The organism is Chitinimonas sp. JJ19, from assembly GCF_036961565.1.
Lineage (GTDB): Bacteria > Pseudomonadota > Gammaproteobacteria > Burkholderiales > Chitinimonadaceae > Chitinimonas.
Map to the genome: position 1 here is coordinate 107,748 of NZ_JBAMDD010000010.1, position 22,751 is coordinate 130,498.

At 63.7% G+C, this 22,751-nt stretch carries 16 protein-coding genes; 11 read left to right on the forward strand and 5 right to left on the reverse strand.

What is annotated here, in order from left to right; genetic code table 11:
* The first annotated feature begins 31 nt into the window (after nucleotides 1-31).
* Entirely contained in the window at nucleotides 32-4,486 is a 4,455-nt protein-coding gene (gene gltB, locus V7714_RS13690; protein ID WP_335710240.1) for a glutamate synthase large subunit, read from the forward strand.
* A gap of 132 nt (nucleotides 4,487-4,618) precedes the next feature.
* Nucleotides 4,619-6,031 carry an FAD-dependent oxidoreductase gene (locus V7714_RS13695; protein ID WP_335710241.1) on the forward strand — a complete coding sequence of 471 codons (1,413 nt, stop codon included), beginning with the start codon at nucleotides 4,619-4,621 and terminating at the stop codon, nucleotides 6,029-6,031.
* Between the two features lie 177 nt (nucleotides 6,032-6,208).
* Here V7714_RS13695 and V7714_RS13700 read toward each other — a convergent pair whose 3' ends face one another.
* The 4 genes from V7714_RS13700 to V7714_RS13715 all read right to left on the reverse strand — a co-directional run bounded on the left by V7714_RS13700 (nucleotide 6,209) and on the right by V7714_RS13715 (nucleotide 10,711).
* Entirely contained in the window at nucleotides 6,209-6,658 is a 450-nt protein-coding gene (locus V7714_RS13700) for a hypothetical protein (protein ID WP_335710242.1), read from the reverse strand.
* A gap of 161 nt (nucleotides 6,659-6,819) precedes the next feature.
* Nucleotides 6,820-8,763: a transglutaminase TgpA family protein gene (locus tag V7714_RS13705; protein WP_335710243.1), complete on the reverse strand. Its 1,944-nt coding sequence runs from the start codon at nucleotides 8,761-8,763 to the stop codon at nucleotides 6,820-6,822.
* Nucleotides 8,760-9,764: a DUF58 domain-containing protein gene (locus V7714_RS13710; protein ID WP_335710244.1), complete on the reverse strand. Its 1,005-nt coding sequence runs from the start codon at nucleotides 9,762-9,764 to the stop codon at nucleotides 8,760-8,762. The genes V7714_RS13705 and V7714_RS13710 overlap by 4 nt, the downstream gene beginning before the upstream one ends.
* 8 nt (nucleotides 9,765-9,772) lie before the next feature.
* Nucleotides 9,773-10,711 (reverse strand): AAA family ATPase, encoded by a 939-nt coding sequence (locus V7714_RS13715; protein ID WP_335710245.1) that lies wholly within the window; start codon nucleotides 10,709-10,711, stop codon nucleotides 9,773-9,775.
* A 167-nt stretch (nucleotides 10,712-10,878) separates the two neighbouring features.
* On the opposite strand from V7714_RS13715, the gene V7714_RS13720 reads away from it, so the two are divergent.
* The 9 genes from V7714_RS13720 (at nucleotide 10,879) to V7714_RS13760 (ending at nucleotide 21,385) form a co-directional block, all read left to right on the forward strand.
* Nucleotides 10,879-11,835, forward strand: a complete 957-nt coding sequence (locus tag V7714_RS13720) for a histone deacetylase family protein (protein ID WP_335710246.1) — start codon at nucleotides 10,879-10,881, stop codon at nucleotides 11,833-11,835.
* Entirely contained in the window at nucleotides 11,832-12,731 is a 900-nt protein-coding gene (locus V7714_RS13725) for a DMT family transporter (RefSeq protein ID WP_335710247.1), read from the forward strand. The genes V7714_RS13720 and V7714_RS13725 overlap by 4 nt, the downstream gene beginning before the upstream one ends.
* Nucleotides 12,732-12,827: 96 nt before the next feature.
* Nucleotides 12,828-14,684, forward strand: coding sequence for an Ig-like domain-containing protein (locus V7714_RS13730; RefSeq protein WP_335710248.1), 1,857 nt, complete (start codon nucleotides 12,828-12,830; stop codon nucleotides 14,682-14,684).
* Nucleotides 14,685-14,740: 56 nt separating this feature from the next.
* Entirely contained in the window at nucleotides 14,741-15,622 is an 882-nt protein-coding gene (locus V7714_RS13735) for a dienelactone hydrolase family protein (protein ID WP_335710249.1), read from the forward strand.
* Between the two features lie 398 nt (nucleotides 15,623-16,020).
* Nucleotides 16,021-16,764, forward strand: coding sequence for an ABC transporter ATP-binding protein (locus V7714_RS13740; protein ID WP_335710250.1), 744 nt, complete (start codon nucleotides 16,021-16,023; stop codon nucleotides 16,762-16,764).
* Nucleotides 16,761-18,251 (forward strand): hypothetical protein, encoded by a 1,491-nt coding sequence (locus V7714_RS13745; RefSeq protein WP_335710251.1) that lies wholly within the window; start codon nucleotides 16,761-16,763, stop codon nucleotides 18,249-18,251. Before V7714_RS13740 ends, V7714_RS13745 begins: the two co-directional genes overlap by 4 nt.
* The gene (sbcB, locus tag V7714_RS13750) at nucleotides 18,244-19,704 is read left to right on the forward strand and encodes an exodeoxyribonuclease I (protein ID WP_335710252.1); all 1,461 of its coding nucleotides are present in this window, start codon (nucleotides 18,244-18,246) and stop codon (nucleotides 19,702-19,704) included. The genes V7714_RS13745 and sbcB overlap by 8 nt, the downstream gene beginning before the upstream one ends.
* Nucleotides 19,705-19,917: 213 nt before the next feature.
* Entirely contained in the window at nucleotides 19,918-20,790 is an 873-nt protein-coding gene (gene rfbD / locus V7714_RS13755) for a dTDP-4-dehydrorhamnose reductase (RefSeq protein WP_335710253.1), read from the forward strand.
* A 34-nt stretch (nucleotides 20,791-20,824) separates the two neighbouring features.
* A complete protein-coding gene (locus tag V7714_RS13760) occupies nucleotides 20,825-21,385 on the forward strand; it encodes a DUF2059 domain-containing protein (protein WP_335710254.1) in 561 nt (186 codons plus the stop codon).
* Between the two features lie 37 nt (nucleotides 21,386-21,422).
* On the opposite strand, the gene V7714_RS13765 is transcribed toward V7714_RS13760, so the two are convergent.
* The gene (locus V7714_RS13765) at nucleotides 21,423-22,640 is read right to left on the reverse strand and encodes a hypothetical protein (protein ID WP_335710255.1); all 1,218 of its coding nucleotides are present in this window, start codon (nucleotides 22,638-22,640) and stop codon (nucleotides 21,423-21,425) included.
* Nucleotides 22,641-22,751 lie beyond the last annotated feature (111 nt).

The following is a 22,751-nucleotide window of genomic DNA, read 5'->3' on the forward strand; positions in this document are numbered from 1 at the left end:
TGCCGCCCCGCTCGCGTACGGGTAATACGATATGGATGACAGACAGCGCCGCCTTGACGGCACGCTCTACCGACCCAGCTTCGAGCAGGATTCCTGCGGCTTTGGCTTGATCGCCAACATGGACGACAAACCATCGCACTGGCTGGTTTCGACCGCGATTTCCTCGCTGGCCAACCTCACTCATCGTGGCGCGGTCGCGGCGGATGGCAAATCGGGTGATGGCTGTGGCCTGCTGTTCCGCAAGCCTGACAGCTTCCTGCGTACCGTGGCCAAGGAGAAGGGCCTGGAACTGCGTAGCCATTACGCCGCCGGCCTGGTATTCCATAGTGCCGATCTGGAGCTGGGCAAGCAGTCGCTGGCCACCCTGAAGGCGCAGCTGGAAGAGCAGGGCCTGGAAGTGGCCGGCTTCCGTACCGTGCCGACCGATACCCGTGCCTGTGGGGCCTATGCGCTCAAGACCTTGCCGGCCATTGCCCAGGTCTTCGTCAATTGCCCGCCGCATATGGATGCCGCCAGCTTTGAGCGCCGCCTCTATATCGGCCGTCGCCTGGCCGAGAAGGCCAATGGCGGCGACAGCAGCTTCTATGTGCCGACGCTGTCAGCGCACACCATTTCGTACAAGGGCCTGGTGACGCCCGAAAACCTGCCGGTGTTCTTCCCCGATCTGCAGGACGAACGCTTCACCGCCTCGCTGGCGGTGTTCCACCAGCGTTTCAGCACCAATACCTGGCCGCAGTGGAAACTGGCCCAGCCTTTCCGCTATGTGGCACATAACGGCGAGATCAACACCATCTCGGGCAACCGTTCCTGGGCCCGCGCCCGCGAGGCCATCATGGCGTCGCCGCTGATTCCGGATATGGATGCCATCCGCCCCATCGTGCAGACCGATGGCTCGGACTCCATGAGCCTGGACAATATGCTCGAAGGCCTGCTGATGGGGGGCATAGATTTCTTCCGCGCACTGCGTCTGCTGGTACCGCCGGCCTGGCAGAACGTGGACAGCACCGACAAGGAGCTGCGGGCCTTCTACGAATACAACTCCATGCATATGGAGCCTTGGGATGGCCCTGCCGGCATCGTGCTGACCAATGGGCGCTACGCCGGCTGCATGCTGGACCGCAATGGCTTGCGCCCGGCCCGCTATGTGCTGACCCGCGACCGCCATTTCACCATCTCGTCCGAGATCGGGGTGTGGAACTACAAGCCCGAGGATGTGGTGAAGAAGGGCCGTGTGCGGCCCGGCCAGATCATTGCCGTGGATTTGCAGTCCGGCCAGTTGCTGTTGCCGCACGAGATCGACCAGAAGCTGAAGTCTGCCCACCCCTACCGGCGTTGGATCAAGCAATACGCCAACCGGCTGGAACTGAGCATGGACGAGGACAGCGGCCGGCCGGAGCTGTCGCGCGAGCAGCTCAATGTGTTCCAGAAGCAGTTCCAGGTGTCGTTCGAGGAACGCGATGCCGTGATACGGGTGCTGGCCGAGGATGGCCAGGAGGCTGTCGGCTCCATGGGCGACGACACCCCCATGGCGGTGCTGTCGCAACGGGTGCGTTCGCCTTATGATTTTCTGCGCCAGCAGTTTGCCCAGGTGACCAACCCGCCCATCGACCCCATACGTGAAGCGGTGGTGATGTCGCTGAACACGGTGTTCGGCTCCGAGAAGAACATCTTTGAAGAGACGGCCGACCACGCCAAGCGGATCGAAGTCAGCAGCCCGGTGCTCAGCTTCGAGAAGTTCAAGCTGCTCACCGGCCAGACCGACGAGCAGTTCCGCTCGCAGAGCTTTGACCTGAGCTACGACCCGGCCAGCACCAATCTGGCGGATGCCCTGGCTGCCCTGGCCGAGGCGGTGGTGGCGGCCTCGCGCAACGGTATTGCCATTGCCGTACTGAGCGACCGCAACCTCAGCCGTGACCGTCTTGCCATCCATGCCCTGTTTGCCACCGGCGCGGTGCATACCGCCCTGGTCAACGCCGGCCTGCGCTGCAAGACCAACCTGCTGGTGGATACTGCTACGGCGCGTGACCCGCATCATTTTGCCTGCTTGATCGGTTACGGCGCGACGGCGGTGCATCCCTATCTGGCCTATGAGGTGATCGCTGACCTGATCGCCGGAGGCCAGGTAACCGACCGCCAGTCTGAGGCCATGAGCAAGTACCGCAAGGGCATCAACAAGGGCCTGCTCAAGGTGCTGTCCAAGATGGGCATCTCCACTGTGGCGTCCTATCGCGGTGCACAGCTGTTCGAGGCCGTGGGCATCGCCGACGAGATCATTGAGCGCTGCATGCCCTTTACTGTTAGTCGTGTCGGTGGTGCGGGGTTTGCCGATTTCGAGGCCGATATGAAGGCCTTGCACAAGCTGGCGTTCAACCCCATGCGGCCGATTTCGCAAGGGGGGCTGCTCAAGTATGTGTTTGGCGAGGAATATCACGCCTACAACCCCGATGTGGTGATGCAGCTGCAAAAGGCCGTGCAGAACGGCGACTATGCCGAGTACCTGCGCTATGCCGAGCTGGTGAACACCCGGCCGGTAGCCATGCTGCGCGACCTGATGCGGCTGAAGCTGGATGGCGCCACGCCCATTCCCTTGGACGAGGTCGAACCGCTGGAGGCCATACTCAAGCGCTTCGATTCGGCCGGCATGTCGCTGGGTGCTTTGTCGCCCGAGGCGCACGAGGCCTTGGCCGAGGGCATGAACCGCCTGGGTGGGCGTTCCAATAGCGGCGAGGGCGGCGAAGACCCGGCGCGCTATGGCACGGCCAAGATGTCCAAGATCAAGCAGGTGGCGTCTGGCCGCTTTGGCGTCACCCCGCATTACCTGGTGAATGCCGAAGTGCTGCAGATCAAGGTGGCACAGGGCGCCAAGCCTGGTGAGGGTGGACAGTTGCCTGGCGACAAGGTCAGCGGCCTGATTGCCCGCCTGCGCCACGCCAAGGAAGGTATCAGCCTGATCTCGCCGCCACCGCACCACGATATCTACTCCATCGAGGATCTGGCCCAGCTGATTTTTGACCTCAAGCAGGTCAACCCCAGTGCGCTGGTGTCGGTGAAGCTGGTGGCAGAGCCTGGTGTCGGTACCGTGGCGGCCGGTGTGGCCAAGGCCTATGCCGACCTGATTACCATCTCGGGCTATGACGGTGGTACTGGCGCTTCGCCGCTGAGCTCGGTGAAGTATGCCGGGTCGCCCTGGGAGCTGGGCCTGACCGAAGCCCAGCAGGTGCTGCGCGCCAACGGCCTGCGTGGCCGGGTGCGTGTACAGACCGACGGCGGCCTCAAGACCGGCCTGGATGTGATCAAGGCCGCCATCATGGGGGCCGAGAGTTTTGGTTTTGGTACCGGTCCCATGGTGGCGCTGGGTTGCAAGTTCCTGCGTATTTGCCATCTCAACAACTGCGCGACCGGGGTGGCCACGCAGGAGATCAAGCTGCGCTCCAAGTACTTCATCGGCCTGCCCGACATGGTGGTGAACTACTTTACCTTTATCGCCCGCGAGACCCGCGAGTGGATGGCCAAGCTGGGTGTGCGGTCCATGGCAGAACTGATAGGCCGTACCGAGCTGCTGGTGTTGCTGGAGGGGGAAAGCACCCGCCAGGGCCAGTTGCGGCTGGATGTGCTGTTGAGCCAGGGTGGCATACCCGAGGATGAGCCGCGCTATTGCATCAGCGAGGGTAACCCCAGTTTCGACAAAGGCGAGCTGGCCGAGAAGATGGTCAAGGATGCCCTGGCTGCCATCAGCAGCAAGACCCCGGTCCAGCTGGAGTACGCCGTACGCAATATCAACCGCTCCATCGGTGCCCGCCTCAGTGGCGAGATTGCCCGCCAGCATGGCGCCGAGGGTTTGCCTGCGGGTTGCCTGGATATCCAGCTCAAGGGCTCGGCCGGCCAGAGCTTTGGCGTGTGGAATGCCAAGGGCCTGCACCTGACGCTGGAAGGTGATGCCAACGACTATGTGGGCAAGGGCATGAATGGCGGCCGCCTGGTGATCTACCCTCCTGCAGGCGTGATGTATCAGCCGCATGAGGGCACCATCATCGGCAATACCTGCCTGTATGGCGCAACCGGTGGCGAGCTGTTTGCCTCTGGCCTCGCTGGCGAGCGCTTTGCCGTGCGCAATTCCGGCGCACTGGCTGTCGTGGAAGGCCTGGGCGACCATGGCTGCGAATACATGACGGGCGGCTGTGTCATTGCTCTGGGCCAGACCGGGCTGAACTTTGGTGCCGGCATGACGGGCGGCTTTGCCTTCGTCTACGACCGCGACGAGAAGTTTGCCTATCGCTACAACAATGAGCTGATCGATATCCATCTGATCAACGGCGAAGCCATGGGCCAGTACCGTGCCTTCCTCAAGGAGAAGATAGAACAGCACGTTGCCCTGACCGGCTCGGTAATCGGTGCGCAGATCCTGGAGGACTTCGACGACTACGTCGATTACTTCTGGCTGGTCAAGCCCAAGGCGGCCAGGCTCGATAGCCTGCTGAAAGACTAAGTGTGAGGGGCGGGGCCGGCATGGCGGGATGATACACCGCATGCCTACCCCGCTCTGTGCAGATCAAACGATGCGCAAGCGCCTGCGGGCCGACCCCGCCAGCCTTGCCCATCCCACCTCACGAGGCATCACATGGGTGACGTATTCAAGTTCTTGAACCTGCCGCGCGATCCTGGCCAGAAGTTCGAGGCGGCGTTCCGCCGCAGCAAGTTCATCGAGATCTACGCGCCGCTGCAGAAAAGCGACGCCGCCGAACAGGCTGGCCGCTGCCTGAGCTGTGGCAATCCCTATTGCGAGTGGGAATGCCCGGTGCACAACTACATTCCCAACTGGCTCAAGCTGGTAGAGGAAGGCCGCTTGTTCGAGGCGGCCGAGCTGAGCCACAAGACCAACTCCCTGCCCGAGATCTGCGGCCGCGTCTGCCCGCAAGACCGTTTGTGTGAGGGCGCCTGCACCCTGAACCAGGGCGGCTTCGGTGCCGTCACCATAGGCTCGGTCGAGAAGTACATCACCGACGAGGCCTATAAGCAGGGCTGGCGGCCGGACATGTCGCAGGTGATCAAGACCGACAAGCGCGTCGCCATCATCGGCGCTGGCCCAGCAGGACTGGCGGCGGCCGATATGCTGGTGCGCAATGGCGTGGCACCGGTGGTGTACGACCGCTACGAGGAAATCGGCGGCCTGCTGACCTTTGGTATCCCGGAGTTCAAACTGGAGAAGGATATAGTCCGCCGTCGCCGCACCATACTGGAGGACATGGGGGTGGAGTTCCGCCTCAATACCGAGATCGGCACCGACATCGCATTCGAGAGCCTGCTGGCCGACTACGATGCCGTCTTCATGGGCATGGGTGCCTACCAGTACATGAAGGGGGGCTTCCCCGGCGAGAACCTGCTGGGCGTGATCGAGGCGCTGCCTTTTCTGGTCAACAATATCCGCCATCGCATGGCGACCCTGCCGGAGGGCGAAACCCACCTGAGCATGGAAGGCAAGCGAGTCGTGGTGCTGGGGGGCGGCGATACCGCCATGGACTGCAACCGCACCAGCATACGCCAGGGTGCCGCCAAGGTGATCTGCGCCTATCGGCGCGACGAAGCCAATATGCCGGGCTCCAAGCGTGAAGTGGCCAATGCCAAGGAAGAAGGGGTGGAGTTCCTGTGGAACCGCCAACCCGTCGAGATCGTGCGCTTGAATGGCAAGCTCGGTGTAAAGCTGGTCACTACCCAGCTGGGCGAACCCGACGCCAAGGGCCGCCGTGCGCCCGTCATCGTGCCGGGCTCGGAGGAAATCATAGAGTGCGACCATGTCATCGTCGCCTTTGGTTTCCAGGTACAACCCGAGCCCTGGTTTGAGGGTAATGGCATCCAGACTGATGAGCGTGGCCGCACCCTGGCCCGTGAGAAGCAGACCTTCAAGCACCAGACCAGCAATCCCAAGGTGTTTGCCGGCGGCGACCAGGTACGGGGCGCCGACCTGGTGGTGCGCGCGGTGTTTGAAGGCCGGCAGGCGGCGGAAGGCATGCTGGCTTATATGGGCGTGTGGTAGGCTTGATGTCGGTAGGGCAGTTGCCTAGACAACTGCCACCATCGCCTTTGTTATTGCCGACATATCGGCTTGCGATGGGCCCAGGTATGCGATGAAACAGAATCGGCACAGTCAGTATGCTGTGCCGATTCTATTTATTGCCGCAGGGAAACTGCCTGTGGGATGCGCAGGCGTGGTTTAGGGTTTGACCAGTTTTTCCAGATTGACGGCCTTGCTAGCAGGCAAGTGCTTTTGCGCTTCTTCTTCAGTGGTCGATTTGATACTTGCGCAGCGGCTGTTCGGACTCACCAGGAAGTAACTGGACTGGGATGCATTGGCGATGAACTTGAGCGATTCCTCTTTCCAGGTAGGGGAGAATCCGCCAAAGCACTTCACCGCAATGTAGTGTTCACCGGGTGTAACCAGAAATTCGGCATGCTCGCCTGAGCCAATGCCTGCGATATCTTTGCCATTGAACGCAATGGTATAGCCGTTGGCGGCCCCCACCATGGCACTGATTCGGACCACAACAACCTTTGCGGCGTTATTGCGATCAGCGACTGGGGGCAGATCGCCCAGGCGACCCGACATGGTGCCGCAACCTATGAGTGTTGCCAGCAAAGGAGTGAGTAGTAGTAACTTTTTCATCGTGCGTTGTTCTTGAGCTGAATAGGGAATTTGGCGGCGTAGTCTATCCGAAGTGATGTTAGCTACTGGCTACCATCTGTCACATAGCAGGGGGCTTTGCTGACGATGCGTGCGCAGTGCACTTGAGGCTGCATGTATAGCACGCGCGGCATTTAGTGAGGCTACCGGCCAAACCCCGCTACCCGCTGTTTCAGTTGTTCCAGCCCGTCACCGCTGCCGTAGCGCGCCACCAGATAACTATCTAGGACGGCCTGTATCTCGGCTTTGCGGTGTGGCAGCCGGGTCATGGCACGCTGGGCGAAGTCGCGGGGGCCTTCGGCCCTGGCGGGTACTAGGTCGTAGGCAGCCAGCCTGCGGCAGAAGTTGTCCCACTGCTGGCGTGCTGCATCGGGCTTGGGCGGGCGCATGCGCCAGAGTAGCCAGCCGGCGATCAGGGCGATGCATAGGCCTATGCTGCCCAGGAAGACGGCCACGAACTTGCCCGACAGCAGGTCGGTGATGCCCAACCGTTTCAGGACCTGGCGCTGGCGTTCCGGGGTATAGCCTATGACCCACTGGTTCCAGCCGTTGACCATGCTGTCCAGCGCCAGCTGTGCCCGCTTGACCAGATTGTTGTCCAGCCGCAGCAGATAGGGTAGGTCGGATTCGTTCACGGCCGATGCCAGGCCTTCTTCGATACGCGAGGGGGCCACGGCAAAGGTGGGGTCTACCCGCTGCCAGCCCTGGCCTTCGAGCCAGACCTCTGCCCAGGCGTGGGCATCGGCCTGACGGACAATCAGGTAGTCACCGTTTTCCTCGCCGCCCTGATAGCCGCCCACCACCCGGGCCGGTACGCCGGCGGCGCGCATCATGAAGACGAAGGCCCCGGCAAAGTGCTCGCAAAAGCCCTGTTTGCCGCCGTAGACAAAGTCATCAACCGCATCGCTGCCGTAGAGCGGTGGGGCCAGGGTGTATTGCAGACCCTGGCTGGTAAACAGCTGCAGCACGGCATCGACCCGTGCCTGCGCCGGCAGGCTGCGCCAGGCGGCTGCCTGCTGGCGCGCCCTGGGATTGCCTGCATCGGGCAGTACCAGGGCACGGGCCAGCATGGCCTCGTCTTCGTCCACACCGGCGCGGTACTGCAGGTAGGCAGACAGCTCCAGCCGCAAGCGCTTGCTGACCTGGCGGCGACCGACCAGTTGCAACTGGTCGGACATGCGGCCTTCGTCCGGCACCATGGCGGGCATGTCCAGGGCCAGCAGCCAGGGGCGCTGGTGGGGCTCCAGCGTGATGGCATAGCGTAGTGGCGGCTGGGTGCCGCCTTCTATGCGCGGCGAGGTGGTGGCGTTGGGTGGGCTTTGGGTCCAGGTCCTGCCGTCGTAATCGAGGAATACCGGGCCGCGCCAGTACAGCAATTCCTGGGCGGGCCGCTCGCCCTCGAAGCTCACCCGGAAGGCGACCGAGTCGTCCTTGGACATATTCGAGAAGCTGCCGGGCGACATGCTGTCGGCCAGGCCCGAGCGTATGCTGCCGCGATCCTGCGGCAAGCGCCACAGCGGCCCTTCGATACGCGGGAAGAACACGAACAGCAGGGCCATGACGGGCAGGGCCTGCAGCATCAGTACGCCGGCAAAGCGTGCCTGTTTCAATGCCACACGCCATTGGCCGGTCCAGCCACCCAGGGTGTGCCAGCCTATCAGCAGGGTGGTGATGATCAACACCATGGCGCATAGATAGGCGGCCAGTGCCATGGTCTGGTCGAACAGCAGGTTGGTCACCACCAGGAAGTAGCCCAGATAGACCAGGAGCAAGGCATCGCGGCGGCTGCGTGTCTCCAGCAGCTTGGCGCCTATCAGGGCGGCGAACAGGGCTATGCCGCCGGTACGGCCCAGCAGGGTGCGAAATTCGATGAAGACACCGACTATCAGGCCGAAGGTGATGGGCAGCAGCACCCATTTGGGCGGCATGCGCCCCTGGGTGTGGATCAGCCAGATGCGCCAGCCGAACAGGATGGCCAGGGCGCCCAGCAGCCAGCTTGGCAGGCGGCTGGCGTGCGGCAGCAGCAGGCCGGTCAGTACCGCCAGCAGTGCCAGTATCTGGGTACGGTCCAGCCGGTCCGGGTTCATGTGGCCTCCCGTATGCCGTGCAGTGCCAGTGCTGCCAGGCAGGCATCGCGATGGGCCTCACCCTGGTCTGCTGCCAGCACCTCGCCAGGCAGGCGCAAGCCATAGGCCAGGCCGGCGGCATGGGCGGCCAGGACCCAGGCGGTAAGGCGGGAAAGGCGTGCCTCGGTGTCGATCAGGCCGGATGCCGCGTCCCAGTCCAGCCAGAGGGCTTCGGCGGCCTGGCCGTGAAATTCCTTGACCATCAGCGCATCGTCACGTGCTGCAACCTTCCAGGCCACATGGCGTGGCGAGTCGCCACGCTGGAACGGTCGTAGACCGGCAAAGTCGTCCTGGCCGCGTGGGGTCAACGTGCCTTCGCCGTCTCCGGCGGCAGCAATGGGCAGGGGAGGCGGGTCGTTCTCCGGCGTCGGGTAGACCAGGGCGCGTTGGCTGAAGAAGGCATAGGACCAGGCCTGGAATACACCCAGCGGCCAGTGGGTTTCTATCCGTAGCCTGGGTGCCACCAGCCAGCCACGCTTGCTGGCCGGCAGTGGCAGCCAGACCCTCGCAGTATCACCGGGGGCGACATCGCTGGCTTCGAGCGGGCCGTCGAAGCGCAGGCCCAGGTTGTGCCGGGGTAGGCGGCTGTCGTTTTCCAGTATCACCTCAAAGCGTGCAGCCTCGCCGGCAAAACAGGGTTCAGCCCGGCCGGGCAGGAGGCTCAGGCCCAGCAGGTTGCGGAAGGTATGGAATACCGAGGCCAGTGCCATCGAGGCCAGCAGGAAGACCAGCAAATAGGCCAGCGCCAGATCGTAGTTGACGGCGCCGCCCAGCATGGCCACCAGCATGATGCAGAACACCAGGCCGCTACGGCTGAGAAAGATGTAAACGCGGTTTTGGGTCAGCCGCTGCGCCACCATGCCGTGTGGATGGCGCCGTTGCAGCCAGCGGTTCCAGCGCTGCTGCAAGGGGGCGAGCAGGCCAGCCAACCAGCTGCGGCGGGGGGTAGGGGCCGGGCGCATGGCTGGGTTCAGGGGATGGCGACAGCGGCTTGCAGCTTGGCCACCAGTTCTGGTTGCGGGCGGTTGCTGGCCCGCGCCAGCAGCCGGTGGGTGGCGACGGCGGCAAACACGGCCTGTACGTCCTCGGGTATCACCATGTCACGTCCGGCCAGCAAGGCCCAGGCGCGGGCGGCGGCCAACAGGCCCAGGGCTGCGCGGGGCGACAGGCCATTGTGGAAATCCGGGGCCTCGCGGGTGGCACGGCATAGGGCCTGTACATAGTCGACCAGGGCCGGTGCCACATGTACCCGCCGTACCGCGTGCTGGCTGTCGGCCAGCTCGGCCAGGCTGATTACCGGCTTGGCGTCGCGCAGCATCTCGCGACGGTCTTCGCCCAGCAGCATGGCGCGCTCGGCCGCCGCATCGGGGTAGCCCAGGGTGATGCGCATCAGGAAGCGATCAAGCTGGGATTCCGGCAGCGGGAAGGTACCTATCTGGCTGGACGGGTTCTGGGTGGCGATGACGAAGAAGGGGTCGGGCAGCTCGCGGGTTTCGCCGTCCAGGGTGACCTGCCGTTCCTCCATGGCCTCCAGCAGCGCCGATTGGGTCTTGGGCGTGGCCCGGTTGATCTCGTCTGCCAACACCACCTGGCTGAATACCGGGCCAGCGTGAAAGCGGAAGGCGTGGCTGTCGCGGTCGTAGATCGAGACCCCGATCAGGTCGGCCGGCAGCATGTCGCTGGTGAACTGCACGCGCTGGAAGGCCAGGCCCAGCGTCGCGGCCAGGGCATGGGCCAGTGTAGTCTTGCCGACGCCCGGCACGTCCTCAATCAGCAGGTGGCCCCGTGCCAGCAGGCAGGCCAGGGCCAGGCGGGTTTCACGTGGCTTGCCCAGGATGAAGTCATCCAGCTGTGCCAGTACGGCATGCAGCGGAGCGAGTGAGATACGGCTGGGGGTGGCGGCATTCATGATATGGATTTCCCTGGAATCGGGCTTGGACGCGTAAATGGCTTATTGGTTTATATCATCACCAGCCGTAAACTGTTACGTACGGTACGGGTTCGATTGCCGGACTGGCGGCCTGTCTGCGTCCATCCCTGCCCAGAGAGACGCCTAGCGTCCACGGGAGACATATCTTGCTCAGTTGGTTGGCCAGAAAGATGGCGGGGGATGCCCCCACCGCCTATATCACCCACCCCGAGTGTGTGCTGCACAATATGGGCAGCCACCACCCTGAATCGCCCGACCGGCTTGCAGCCATACAGGACAGGCTGATCAGCGCCGGCCTGTGGGACCATCTGCTGCATGTGGCGGCGCCGCTGGTGACCCATGAGCAACTGGCGCTGGTGCACCCGCCCCGCTATGTCGAGGCGCTGGAGCAGGTGTCGCCCCAGCATGGCATAGTCCATGTCGATCCCGATACGGCCATGAGCCCGCATACCTTGCAGGCAGCCTTCCGCGCCGCCGGGGCCGTGGTGAAGGCGACAGAGATGGTGCTGGCAGGCGAGGCCGCCAATGCCTTCTGTGCAGTCAGGCCGCCGGGCCACCATGCCGAGTCTCGGCGGGCCATGGGCTTCTGTTTCTTCAACAACCTGGGCGTGGGCGTGGCGCATGCGTTGTCGCGCGGTATGGAGCGCATCGCCGTGGCCGATTTCGACGTGCACCACGGCAATGGCACGGAGGAGCTGTTCCACGACAATCCCCGCGTCATGATGGTCTCCATCTTCCAGTCGCCGTTCTATCCCTACTGCGGCGAGCAGCCCAGCGGCCCCAATATGCACAATGTGCCGCTCAAGGCCGGCAGCAAGGGCGAAGACCTGCGGCAGGCGGTGGAGCAACAGTGGTTGCCGGCCCTGCATGCCTTCCAGCCGCAGATGTTGTTTATCTCGGCCGGCTTCGATGCACATCGCGAGGACGAGATGGCCAGCCTGGGCCTGTTGGAGCAGGACTACGCCTGGGTGACCGAACAGTTGATGGCGGTGGCCGACCGATACGCCGAGGGGCGTATCGTCTCGGTACTGGAGGGAGGCTATGATCTCTCGGCGCTGGGCCGTAGCGTGGCGGCTCACGTGAAGGCGCTGGCCAGGCTGTGACGCCACCCAGGCCCACTACGCCCTGGTTGGCCTATGCGCTGCTGACGCTGACCAGCCTGTTCTGGTCGGGCAATTTCGTGGTGGCGCGGGCGACCCATGCCGCCATCCCACCCATGACGCTCAGTTTTGGCCGCTGGCTGATTGCCCTGTTGATACTGTTGCCGTTTGCCTATCAGCGCGTCTGGGCTGACCGCGCCCGCTATGCCGAGAACTGGCGCCGCATCGTCCTGCTGGGTGCCATTGGCGTGGCCGGCTTCAATTCGCTGGCCTATGCCGGCCTGCAGTACACCAGCGCTACCAATGCGGTCTTGACCAATAGCTTCATCCCCATCCTGATCCTGCCGCTGGGGGCATTGTTCTTGGGTGAGCCCTTCAGCCGCCGGCAGGTACTGGGGGTGCTGGTCAGCTTTGTGGGCGTGATGGTGATTTTCAGCCATGGGCAGCTTGACCGCTTGCTGGCGCTGGAACTGAACCAGGGGGATGTGATCCTGCTGCTGGCCGCACTGGACTGGGCGGTCTATACCCTGCTGCTGCGCGGGCTGGACCCGCGCCTCGACCGCCTGGGGCTGTTGCTGCTACTGGTGGTGGTAGGGTTGCTCTGTATCACCCCGCTCTACGCCTGGGAGTTGCAGCAGGGCCGCACGGTGGCGATGACGGCTGGCAACCTGGCCACCTTTGTCTACGTGGGGGTGTTTCCCTCGGTGCTGGCGTATTTGTTCTACAACTACGGGGTTCAGCAGGTGGGGCCGGGCAAGGCGGGTAGCTTTATCCACCTTATGCCGGTGTTTGGCACCCTGCTGGCCATCGCCTTTCTGGGCGAGCGCTTCGAGTGGTTTCACGCTGTGGGTATAGCGGGGATAGCCGCCGGCTTGTGGCTGTCCAGCCGGCGTGGCTAGTGCGCCTGCCGCGACGACTGCATGGGCCGAATGGCTTAAGTGGATAACACACTCTAGAATCGCTCGCAGATTGCGACATAACGACGAGGAAGCACTGTGCGCCTGACCTACCCTGCCTACCTGCTCCAGCTTTGCAGCTTGATGCTGCTGTCGCTCTTGTCTGCCTGTGGTGGCGGCGCGCCGGATTCTGCCGGCCCGGTGACGCCGCAACCTGTCCCGCCGGTTTATCAGGTTCAGCTCTATGCCGATGCCACGGCGCTGGGCTCGGCCGGCCAGACCGAGGTACTGCTGACGGCCGTGGTGAAGGACAGCGCCAACAAGGTGGTCGCGGGCCAGACCGTGAGCTTCAGCAGCGATTCCGGCACACTCAAGAATATCGAGCCATTGAGCGATGATGACGGCACGGCCACGGCTGTACTTAGCACCGCCGGCAATCCGGCCAACCGCACCATTACGGTAACGGCCACCCTGGGCAACAACAGCGACCGGGTAGCGCTGGCGGTGCAGGGCACGACACTGGATGTGGGCGGCAATCTGGGGGTGGCACTCAACCAGAGCACCACGCTGGATCTGGTGCTGACCGATTCGGCCGGGCAGGGGCTGGCCAATCGGGCGGTGACCATCAGCAGCCTCAAGGGCAACACCGTGCCGGCCAGCGTGACCACGAATACCAGTGGTCGGGCCAGCGTGACCGTGATCGGCCGGGTAATCGGCAGCGATACCCTGAGCTTCAGTGCCTTGGGGGCCAGCACCACGGCTACCTTGCTCACCAGCAGCACCCAGCAGTTCAGCTTTGGCCTCAACACCAGCCAGGTGGTGGTAGGCAGCGAGGCCTTGTTGACGGCCGTCTACAGCCGTGACGGCATCGCCCAGGCCAATGTGCCGGTCAGCTTCTCGGTCTCGCGTGGGGCCATTACCGCGACAGCAACCACCAACGCGCTGGGCGAGGCGGTGGCGTTCTTCAATTCGCTGGATGCCGGCCCGGTGACGGTAACGGCGGAAGCGCCCGGCTTTAGTGGCCAGTTCAGCTTTGATGTGATTGCCACCTTGCCATCCAGGGTAACGCTGCAATCGAGCCGCAGCACACTGGCCTTTGGCGAGCAGGCCGACTTGGTGGCGACCCTGCGCGATGCGCGTGGCAACCTGGTGGCCGGCAAGGATGTGGAGTTCACCCTGACCCAGGACACCACTGGCGGTACCTTGTCGGCTGCCGTCGTCAAGGCCAACGCAGTAGGGCAGGCGACCGTGCGCTATACCGCTGGCCGGGTTGCCTCGGGCCAGAATGGCGTGACGGTGACCGCCAGGGTGAAGGAGACCCCCAGCGTCAGCGGCAGCACCTTGCTGACGGTGGCGCAGAGTGGCCTGGCCGTGGCGCTGGTGCAGGACAATCTGCTAGGGCGCGATACCGACAACAACAATATGTACCGCAAGCAGCTGACCGCCATCGTGAGCGATGCTGCGGGGAATCCGGTCGGCAACCAGGTGGTGGAGTTCCGGGTCAGACCGGTGGCGTACTACAAGGGTTCGATGGTAGTCGGGACGCAGACCTGGGTGCCCAGCTACAGCCTGACCAGTGGCGATCCCGGCACGACAGGGCTGGATACGTTCGCCTGTAACAACGAGGATCTGGATCTCGACGGTTTCCTGGATGCAGGCGAGGATGTGAACGGCAACGGCCGGCTTGACCCGATACCCGGTGAGATAGTGACCCGTACCGTGGTGACCGATGCCAATGGCCAGGCCCAGGTTTACCTCAGCTATGCTCGGGAGCGTAGCCTGTGGATGGATGTGCAGGTAGATGCCTATGTCGGCGCCGTGGGCACCGACGGGCCGCGCGCCAGCCGGGTGTTGCCCTTGATTGTGCTGGTTGACGATGTCAGTGACCTGACCATTCGCGCCCCCAATGCGGTCAGCCCGTTTGGTGTGGGGACCAGCTGTACAAGCGCCAATTGATAGGCGGCCGCGGCTGATGGTCGCGGCCATATTACCCACCGCAGACAGGAGCCAACGTGAACGACACCATACACCCCGAAGCACAGCCTTTCATGCCCAAGCAGGCCTTCAGCCGGCGCGAGTTCGTGACGACGACGCTGGCCACCGGTTTTGCCCTGGCAGTGCTGCCCGATGCCCATGCTGAGGTGATCAGCACGCCGCTGGATGGCCTGGTTGCCGGTGAGGTCAAGATACCGGTTGCGGGCGGGGACATGCCTGCTTATAGGGCCATGCCTGAAGGTGCGGGGCCTTTCCCCACCGTGCTGGTGGTGCAGGAGATATTCGGTGTGCACGAGCACATACGCGATGTGTGCCGCCGTTTTGCCAAGGCCGGCTACTTTGCAGTAGCGCCTGAGCTGTATGCCCGCCAGGGGGATGTGTCCAAGTTGCCTGATGTGAAGTCCATCGTGGATACCGTGGTGTCCAAGGTGCCGGATGCCCAGGTGATGGATGATCTGGACAAGACGGTGGCCTGGGCCAAGGGCACGGGCAAGGCGGCGACCGACAAGCTGGGCGTGACCGGCTTTTGCTGGGGTGGCCGCATCACCTGGCTGTATGCAGCCCACAACCCCAAACTCAAGGCCGGTGTGGCCTGGTATGGCCGGCTGGTGGGCGAGGCCAAGCCACCCATCTACCCCCGGCATCCGCTGGATGTGGTGGCCGAGCTAAAGGCACCGGTACTGGGGTTGTATGGCGGTGCAGACAACGGCATACCGAACGACACGGTGGAGCAGATGCGTGCCGCCCTGAAGACCGCCGGCAAGCCCAGCGAGATCGTGCTCTACCCGGATATGCCCCATGGCTTCCATGCCGACTATCGGCCTACCTACCGCAAGGAGGCGGCGGATGATGGCTGGAAGCGGCTGTTGGCGTGGTTCAAGCAGCACGGCGTGAACTGACCGGGCTGGCTTACGATAAGCGCACTGCCTGACAGTGCGCTTTTTTATTGGCCTAGGCTGAGAGCCTGTTCACGATCTTTTTGCCTCGGCGTTCCGGGCAGTGCCCGGAACCCGTTCGGGAACCCGTACGGGAACCCGAAGGGCTGGGCCGGAAAAGGGTCAGGTACAAGGCGGGCGACGCAGGCAATAACCGGTAATTACCAAGGAGTCCAACGCAGTACATGACCCTTTTCCGGTCCAGCGCCGAGGCGAAAAGATCGTGAACAGGCTCTGAGGCGATTGGTACTGCTGCGGTCGGCGTTCGTCGCATGCGTGTCGTCGTTGATCCCTGCGGCATTGCCGGGCGGGATGCCTGGCCCTAGAGTGGCATCCAGCAACCACACTGGAGTAAGCCACCGATGAACCAGCCCGCCCTGCAACTGAGCAACCTGACCAAGCGATTTGGTGAGCGTACTGCTGTCGATAACCTCAATCTCAATATCGAGGCGGGGTGCTTCTATGCCCTGCTGGGGCATAACGGTGCCGGCAAATCCACCACCTTGCGGATGATAGCGGGCCTGACCCGGCCGGATTTCGGCAATGTGCGCATCCTGGGCCAGGACATGGCCATCCATCCCGAAGCCGCCAAGCAACCCCTGGCGTTTCTGCCCGATGAGCCGCTGCTCTACGGCAAGCTACGGCCGCTGGAATATCTGGAATACGTGGCAGGCCTGTGGGCCATCCCGGCACTGCAGGCGGAAGGACGAGCCCGCGAGCTGCTGGAATGGACGGATTTATGGAAGCACCGTGGCGAATACTGCGAGGGCTTCTCGCGCGGCATGCAGCAGAAGCTGGCACTGTGCGGTGCGCTGATACACGAGCCCAAGTTGCTGCTGCTGGATGAGCCCCTGACCGGCCTGGATGTGGCCGCTGCACGCCAGGTAAAGGATTTGCTGCAGGCCAAGGTGCGCGAGGGCTGCACGGTGATACTGACCACGCATATCCTGGAAGTGGCGGAAAAACTGGCTGAGGTCATAGGCGTGATTGCCCAGGGTCGGCTGATTGCCGAGGGCACGTTGACCGAGCTGCGGGAGCGCATAGGTCGTGGCGATGCCAGCCTGGAGGATATCTTCCTGCACCTGCATGACGAGGTGGCAGCATGAATCTGCATGCCAAGCCCGGTTCGGTAGCCTGGTTGCTGAAATGGGATCTGATCCAGCTGTGGAACTGGCTGGGCACCACCAGCGAGCGGCGCATCGGCAAGCGCTATGCCTGGCTGTCCCGGCTGGTGCTCCTGCTGCTGCTGCATATGCCGGCGCTGCTGATACTGCTGTTGCCTGCGCCAGAGCGGCGCTCGGACGATGTCAAGCTGGCGATCGATATCGCCATGACCTTTCTGGCCTGCATGCTGTTTCTGTCGATGACCTTCATGGCCATCTATACCGCCGTGACGGCGCTGGGTGAGCGTAAATACACCGAGCTGGTGCTGACCAGCCCCTTGCCCGAGCGCACCCTGGGGCGCTGGTTTATTGCCAGCAACGCAATGGGTACGCTGGTGGGTTTTCCGCTGTTTGTGCTGCCCTTCGTGAATGTGCTGGTCTGCTTTGGCAAGCCCCAGGCCTTGCTGGTCTACCTGAGTATTGCCGGTTATGCCCTGACTGCCGCCAGCATAGGGGTACTGGTGGCTTTTGGCCTGCAACGCCTGCTGGGGCCGGCCCGGGCCAAGCGCTATGTGGGTTTGATCGGGATCATGCTGCTGTTGACCAGTGGTGTGGTTATCAGCCTGGGTATGAAGATGCTCAAGGCCGCCCAGCTGACGCCGCAGCCCTGGCACAAGTTTGTTGCCGGCACGGTAGCAGGCGAGTGGCTGCCCACGCTGGTGGTGGTGGTGCTGGGGCTGGCGCTCTGGCTCGGCATGGCGCGGTTTGCGGCCCGTGGCGTCAAGGTAGCGGCCGAGACCCAGGTGGTGGCTGCCGCACCGGTGAATGATAAGCCAATGCGCTTCGAGGTATCGCCCGTGCGGGCGCTGCTGAACAAGGAATGGCGCCTGATGCTGCGTTACCCCATGCTGGCCATGAATCTGGCCAACCCGGTGATGATGCTGATTTTCCCCCTCATGCATGCGCTGGAAGGCAAGGGCGCCTGGCACGAGGCGCTGGACATGACCGTGGCGTTCTCGGGCGGTATGGCGGCCATGACTGCACATTCGCTGTGCTGGGCCGCCAGTGCGCTGGATGAGTCACCCGCCCTGCTGTGGTCGGCCCCCATGCAGCGGGAGCGCTGGCGCCGCTGGCAGTTGCTGGCGGGCTTGCTGCCTACCTGGCTGGCCATGCTGCCGGTGCTGGCCATCGTGGCCTGGGTGGCGCCACTCAAGGCGGTGGGCCTGGCGGTAGTGGCTGTCGCGGCCGGTATCGGTGGCGGCCTGCTGGCGCAAAGCTTTTATCGCCCGGTGGCCAAGCATGAACGCAATATGCAATACGGCATGCGTACCCCCCAGGTGATCATCATGATGCTGTATGGTGCCGCTTGGGGGGGCGTATCGACTGCGCTGAACGGCTTTGCGCTGGGCCTGGTCCTGCTCCCCTTTGTGCTGGGCCTGCCCGCCTGGTTGCTGATGCGTATGGAAGACCGCGAATACCTGTATGACTGATACCACTTTTTTCTGGCACGACTACGAGACCTTTGGCATTGACCCCAAGCTGGACAGGCCAGCCCAGTTTGCCGGGGTCCGTACCGACCTGGAGTTGAACCCCATAGGCGAGCCGGTCGAGCTGTTCTGCCAGCCCAGCGACGACTTTCTGCCCGATCCGGTTTCGGTGCTGATTACCGGCATCACCCCGCAGCAGGCGCGCGAGCGCGGGGTGGGCGAGCCGGAGTTTGTCGGCCGTATCCATGCCGAGCTGGCGCGACCGGGCACCTGTGGGCTGGGCTACAACACCCTGCGTTTCGACGACGAGCTGACCCGCCATCTGTTCTGGCGCAATCTCTACGACCCCTATGGCCGCGAATGGCAGAACGGCGGCTCGCGCTGGGATTTGCTGGATTGTGTGCGCGCCGCCTTTGCCTTCAGGCCGGAGGGCATACACTGGCCACGCCATGAGGATGGCCGGGTATCGTTCAAGCTGGAGCAACTGACCCAGGCCAATGGTTTGGCGCACGCGGCAGCGCACGATGCACTCAGCGACGTTTACGCCACCATCGCCTTCGCCCGGCTGGTCAAGACCCAGCAACCCCGCCTGTTCGACTTCTGCTTCAAGCTGCGCAAGAAGGATGCGGTGGCGGCCGAGATCGGCCTGCTCGATGGCCATGCCTTCCTGCATGTCTCGGGCATGTATCCCACCGCCCAGGGCTGCCTGGCACCGGTGGCTGCGCTGGGATGGCACCCCAGCAACAAGAACGAACTGGCGGTGTGGGACCTGCAATACGACCCGACCGAACTGTTCGATCTCGACGCCGAGCAGATACGGACACGCATGTTCACCCGCAGTGCCGATCTGGCCGAGGGCGTAACGCGCTTGCCGGTCAAGACCATACACCTGAACAAATCGCCCGTCGTGGTGGGCAATACCCGCACCCTGACGGCCGAGCGGGCAGAGCAGCTACAGCTGGACATGAACCTGGCACAGCAGCATGCCGCTACGCTGGCGACCTTGCTGCAGCAGCATGGCAAACGCCTGGGCAATACCTTCAAGCAGGTCTACAGCCGCGATACACCGCTGGCCCGGCGCGATATCGATGCCGCACTGTATGAAGGCTTTATCGGCGATGGCGACCGGCGCCGGCTGGATAAGGCACGTCAGGCCAGCCCGCAGGATCTGGCGGGCATGGCGCTCAGTTTTGACGACGAGCGCCTCGGTGAATTGCTGTTCCGCTATCGTGCCCGCAACTGGCCCGATAGCCTGAGTGAGAACGAGCGGGCACGCTGGCAGGCACACCGCTCAGAGCGTTTGCTGGACGGTGCCCATGGCGGGCTCAGCCTGGCCGGCCTGGACGCCAAGCTGAGCGCCCTGCGGCTGGAACGGGCCGACGAGCCTGCGGCACTGGCCCTGCTGGATGCCGTGGCGGCGTTTGCCAGGGAGCAAGGGGCAGGGTTGCGGGCCTGAAGACCCGACTCCGCCCCATCGCTGCAGAGACCGCTGAGGCAGCAAGCCGCTGGTTATGTTGTGGCGACGAGGGCATCGAATAGCGCCAAGCCATGCTGGGCTGCATTGCTGCCAGCACTCGCTTGGTTGATGTGGCTCTGCCGGGCTCGGCAACGGCTTCCGCTTGGCCTTGGGCGCGCTATCATGGCGGCATCTCTTTCTGTCGAGTCCTCCATGCACAACATCCTGCTTACTGGCGTCAATGGCCAGGTTGGTTTTGAGCTCAAGCGCAGCCTGCAAGGGCTGGGTACCGTCCATGCGCCGGGGCGGGAGGGCCTGGATCTGACCCGGCCCGATGCCATCCGTGAGTTGGTGCGGGCGCTCAAGCCGACGTTGATCATCAACCCGGCGGCCTATACGGCGGTGGACAAGGCCGAGAGCGAGGCTGAGCTGGCCTATGCCATCAATGCCACCGCAGCCGGTGTGCTGGCGGAGGAGGCCAAGCGCCTGGGTGTGCCGCTGATCCATTACTCCACCGACTATGTCTACTCGGGCGAGGGCAGCCAGCCCTGGCGGGAGGATGATGCGGTAGCGCCACCCAATGTCTATGGCGCCAGCAAGCTGGCCGGCGAGGAGGCCATACGGGCCAGTGGCTGTGATCACCTGATTCTGCGCACCAGTTGGGTGTATGGGGCAAGGGGCAAGAACTTTCTGCTGACCATGCTCAAGTTCGGGCGCGAGCGTGACAGCATGAATATCGTGGCGGACCAGATTGGTGCGCCGACCTGGAGCCGCAGCATTGCCGATATCAGCGCCCATATCGTGGCGGGCCGGCCTGACTGGCAGGGTGTCAGCGGGGTGTACCACCTGGTCAATGCTGGTGTAACCAGCTGGCATGGCTTTGCCGAGGCTATCTTCAAGCTGGCGGCGCAGCGGGGCGACAAGGTGCCGACTACGCTGGCGGCCATCGCCACCGAGGCTTACCCCACGCCGGCCAAGCGACCCAAGAATTCGCGGCTGCAACTGGATAAGCTGCGTGACACGTTTGGCCTGGTGCCACCCAGTTGGGACGAGGCACTCAAGCTCTGCTTTGACACCGTAGCCTGAGCCCACGGGCGTGCTACTGACACCGGGAGTGGATATGGGCAAGCTAATTCGCCACGGCCTGTTATTGGCCCTGCTGTGCCTGGCTGGCGTGCAGGCAGCAGAGCTGGGTGCCGAGAAGCGCCAGGCCATACAGACCTTGATTGATACGCTCAACCTCAAGGCCATGGGGCCGCAGATGATGCAGCAGCTGGCCGGGCAGGGCGAGGCCATCATGCGGCAGACGGCGCTGGGGGTGATTGATGCCAATGCCGAGTTGAGCGAGGCACAGCGGGCTGAGGCCCGCCAGATGCTGGAGCGTGAGCTGCCTGGACTGGCCATGGAACTGAATGTCAGCCTGGCCAAGCTGGATCTGAGCCCCATCGTCAACGAGGTGATATTCAGCGTTTACGGCAAGCATTTCGAGACGGCTGAGATACGCGACATGACGGCTTTTTATCGCTCGCCCACCGGCCGCAAGGTGCTGCGCCTGTTGCCGCAGGTGACACAGGAGTCCATGCAGCTGAGCATGGAGCGTATCGCGCCGCTGGCAGAGGAAGCTGCTCGCAAGACTGTGCTCCGTTGGCAGGAGGGCCGCAAGGGGGCCGGGCGGATTTGACCGGCGGGGCAAGTTGGGGCAGCCCCGATAGGGGCGCTTAAAACCGCCAGCGCAAGGCCAGGCTAAGGCTACGCTCGGTTTGGCGGCTGGGGGTAGACAGCTGTTGCCGGGCAGGCCGTTCGCTGCGCAGCAGCATGCCTTCTGCCATCACACTCAGGCCATCGCGCCAGGGCCAGCTGTAGGCCAGGGCCAGCGCCTGGCCGCGCTCGTCGTTGGGGTCTTCCGGTAGCCGGTCGCGCTCGCGGCTGCTGAAATAGTCGTAGCGCACGGCCAGCTTGCCGCTGCCCAGGGGATGAGCAGCCAGCACATAGGCGGAACGATAGGCCACATTGACAGCATTGCGTCCCATCACGGTACTGCCGGCCAGCCACTGGCTGAGGATTTCCCACTCCTGATCGGGGCGCCAGCGCAGGGCCAGTTGCTGGAAGCGGGTCGTCCAGGCGTATTGGCCCCGGTTTACCACCAAGGGGTCGGCACGGTTGTCGTAGTGCAAGGCAGATAGTTCTACGCGGCCACCATAGCCGTAGTGCAGGCCAGCGTGATAGCCCCAGCGGCCGTCCAGTTCGCGGAAGTTGTCTACCCTGGCGTCCTGCCTGGCAATGCGGCCATCGTCGCGGTAGATGGGCAAGTCGGGCAGGGGCAGCTTCTCTGCCAGCCCGGTGATGCGGTCGCCCACCCCCCAGCCGCGCCAGGCGATCAGCGTCCCAGCCGGGTCATTGCCTTTGAAGGCGGCCAGGCTGAGGCTGATATCGTGGGGCGAGCCGGCAAAGCGGCCGGGGCGGGCGAGGGTGTATTCCAGACCTATGGTGCGTAGCTCTTCGCCTATCCAGCTGTTGATGGCGGAGGCTGAGAGCGTGCGGGTTGTGGTCCAACCCAGTCCATCGTGCTCCAGGCTGATGGCGGGGAAGAAGGCGCCTAGCTTGGCACTGTGGCGCCAGGGGCCGGTAGGCAGGGGTTTCCAGCGTAGCCAGGCTTCGCTGACATCAACTGCCCCGGCGCGGTCGTCGGCCAGGTTGATGACGGCCTGGGCGCTGACGGTGTCGGCCAGCTCGCCGCGCAGCAATAGCATGGCCTGGCCCAGGCGCAAGCCATCGTGGCGGGCATCATGGCGCTGCTTGCCCAGGCCGCCTTCCAGCCAGCCTTGCGGGCTGTTGCTGTAGACCAGTCTTTGGTCCAGCAAGCCCTCGGCTTCCAGGGCGTAGGCTGGGGCGAGCAGGGTAAGGCAGGCAAGCGTTCTGGCCAGTGCGGGCGACACCTGCATCCTCCTGTGGTTTATTGGCGCTTGGTCGATCCAGACTGGCCGCCATGACGGTATGTAGGGATCATAGACCAGGCTACCCGTGTAGCACCGCCACAGGGTATTGCC

What these genes read in the sequence shown, in the direction of transcription:
- gltB (WP_335710240.1), top strand. Translation starts at nt 32, where the DNA reads ATGGATGACAGACAGCGCCGCCTTGACGGCACGCTCTACCGACCCAGC.
- V7714_RS13695 (WP_335710241.1), top strand. Translation starts at nt 4,619, where the DNA reads ATGGGTGACGTATTCAAGTTCTTGAACCTGCCGCGCGATCCTGGCCAG.
- V7714_RS13700 (WP_335710242.1), bottom strand. Translation starts at nt 6,658, where the DNA reads ATGAAAAAGTTACTACTACTCACTCCTTTGCTGGCAACACTCATAGGT.
- V7714_RS13705 (WP_335710243.1), bottom strand. Translation starts at nt 8,763, where the DNA reads ATGAACCCGGACCGGCTGGACCGTACCCAGATACTGGCACTGCTGGCG.
- V7714_RS13710 (WP_335710244.1), bottom strand. Translation starts at nt 9,764, where the DNA reads ATGCGCCCGGCCCCTACCCCCCGCCGCAGCTGGTTGGCTGGCCTGCTC.
- V7714_RS13715 (WP_335710245.1), bottom strand. Translation starts at nt 10,711, where the DNA reads ATGAATGCCGCCACCCCCAGCCGTATCTCACTCGCTCCGCTGCATGCC.
- V7714_RS13740 (WP_335710250.1), top strand. Translation starts at nt 16,021, where the DNA reads ATGAACCAGCCCGCCCTGCAACTGAGCAACCTGACCAAGCGATTTGGT.
- V7714_RS13745 (WP_335710251.1), top strand. Translation starts at nt 16,761, where the DNA reads ATGAATCTGCATGCCAAGCCCGGTTCGGTAGCCTGGTTGCTGAAATGG.
- sbcB (WP_335710252.1), top strand. Translation starts at nt 18,244, where the DNA reads ATGACTGATACCACTTTTTTCTGGCACGACTACGAGACCTTTGGCATT.
- rfbD (WP_335710253.1), top strand. Translation starts at nt 19,918, where the DNA reads ATGCACAACATCCTGCTTACTGGCGTCAATGGCCAGGTTGGTTTTGAG.
- V7714_RS13760 (WP_335710254.1), top strand. Translation starts at nt 20,825, where the DNA reads ATGGGCAAGCTAATTCGCCACGGCCTGTTATTGGCCCTGCTGTGCCTG.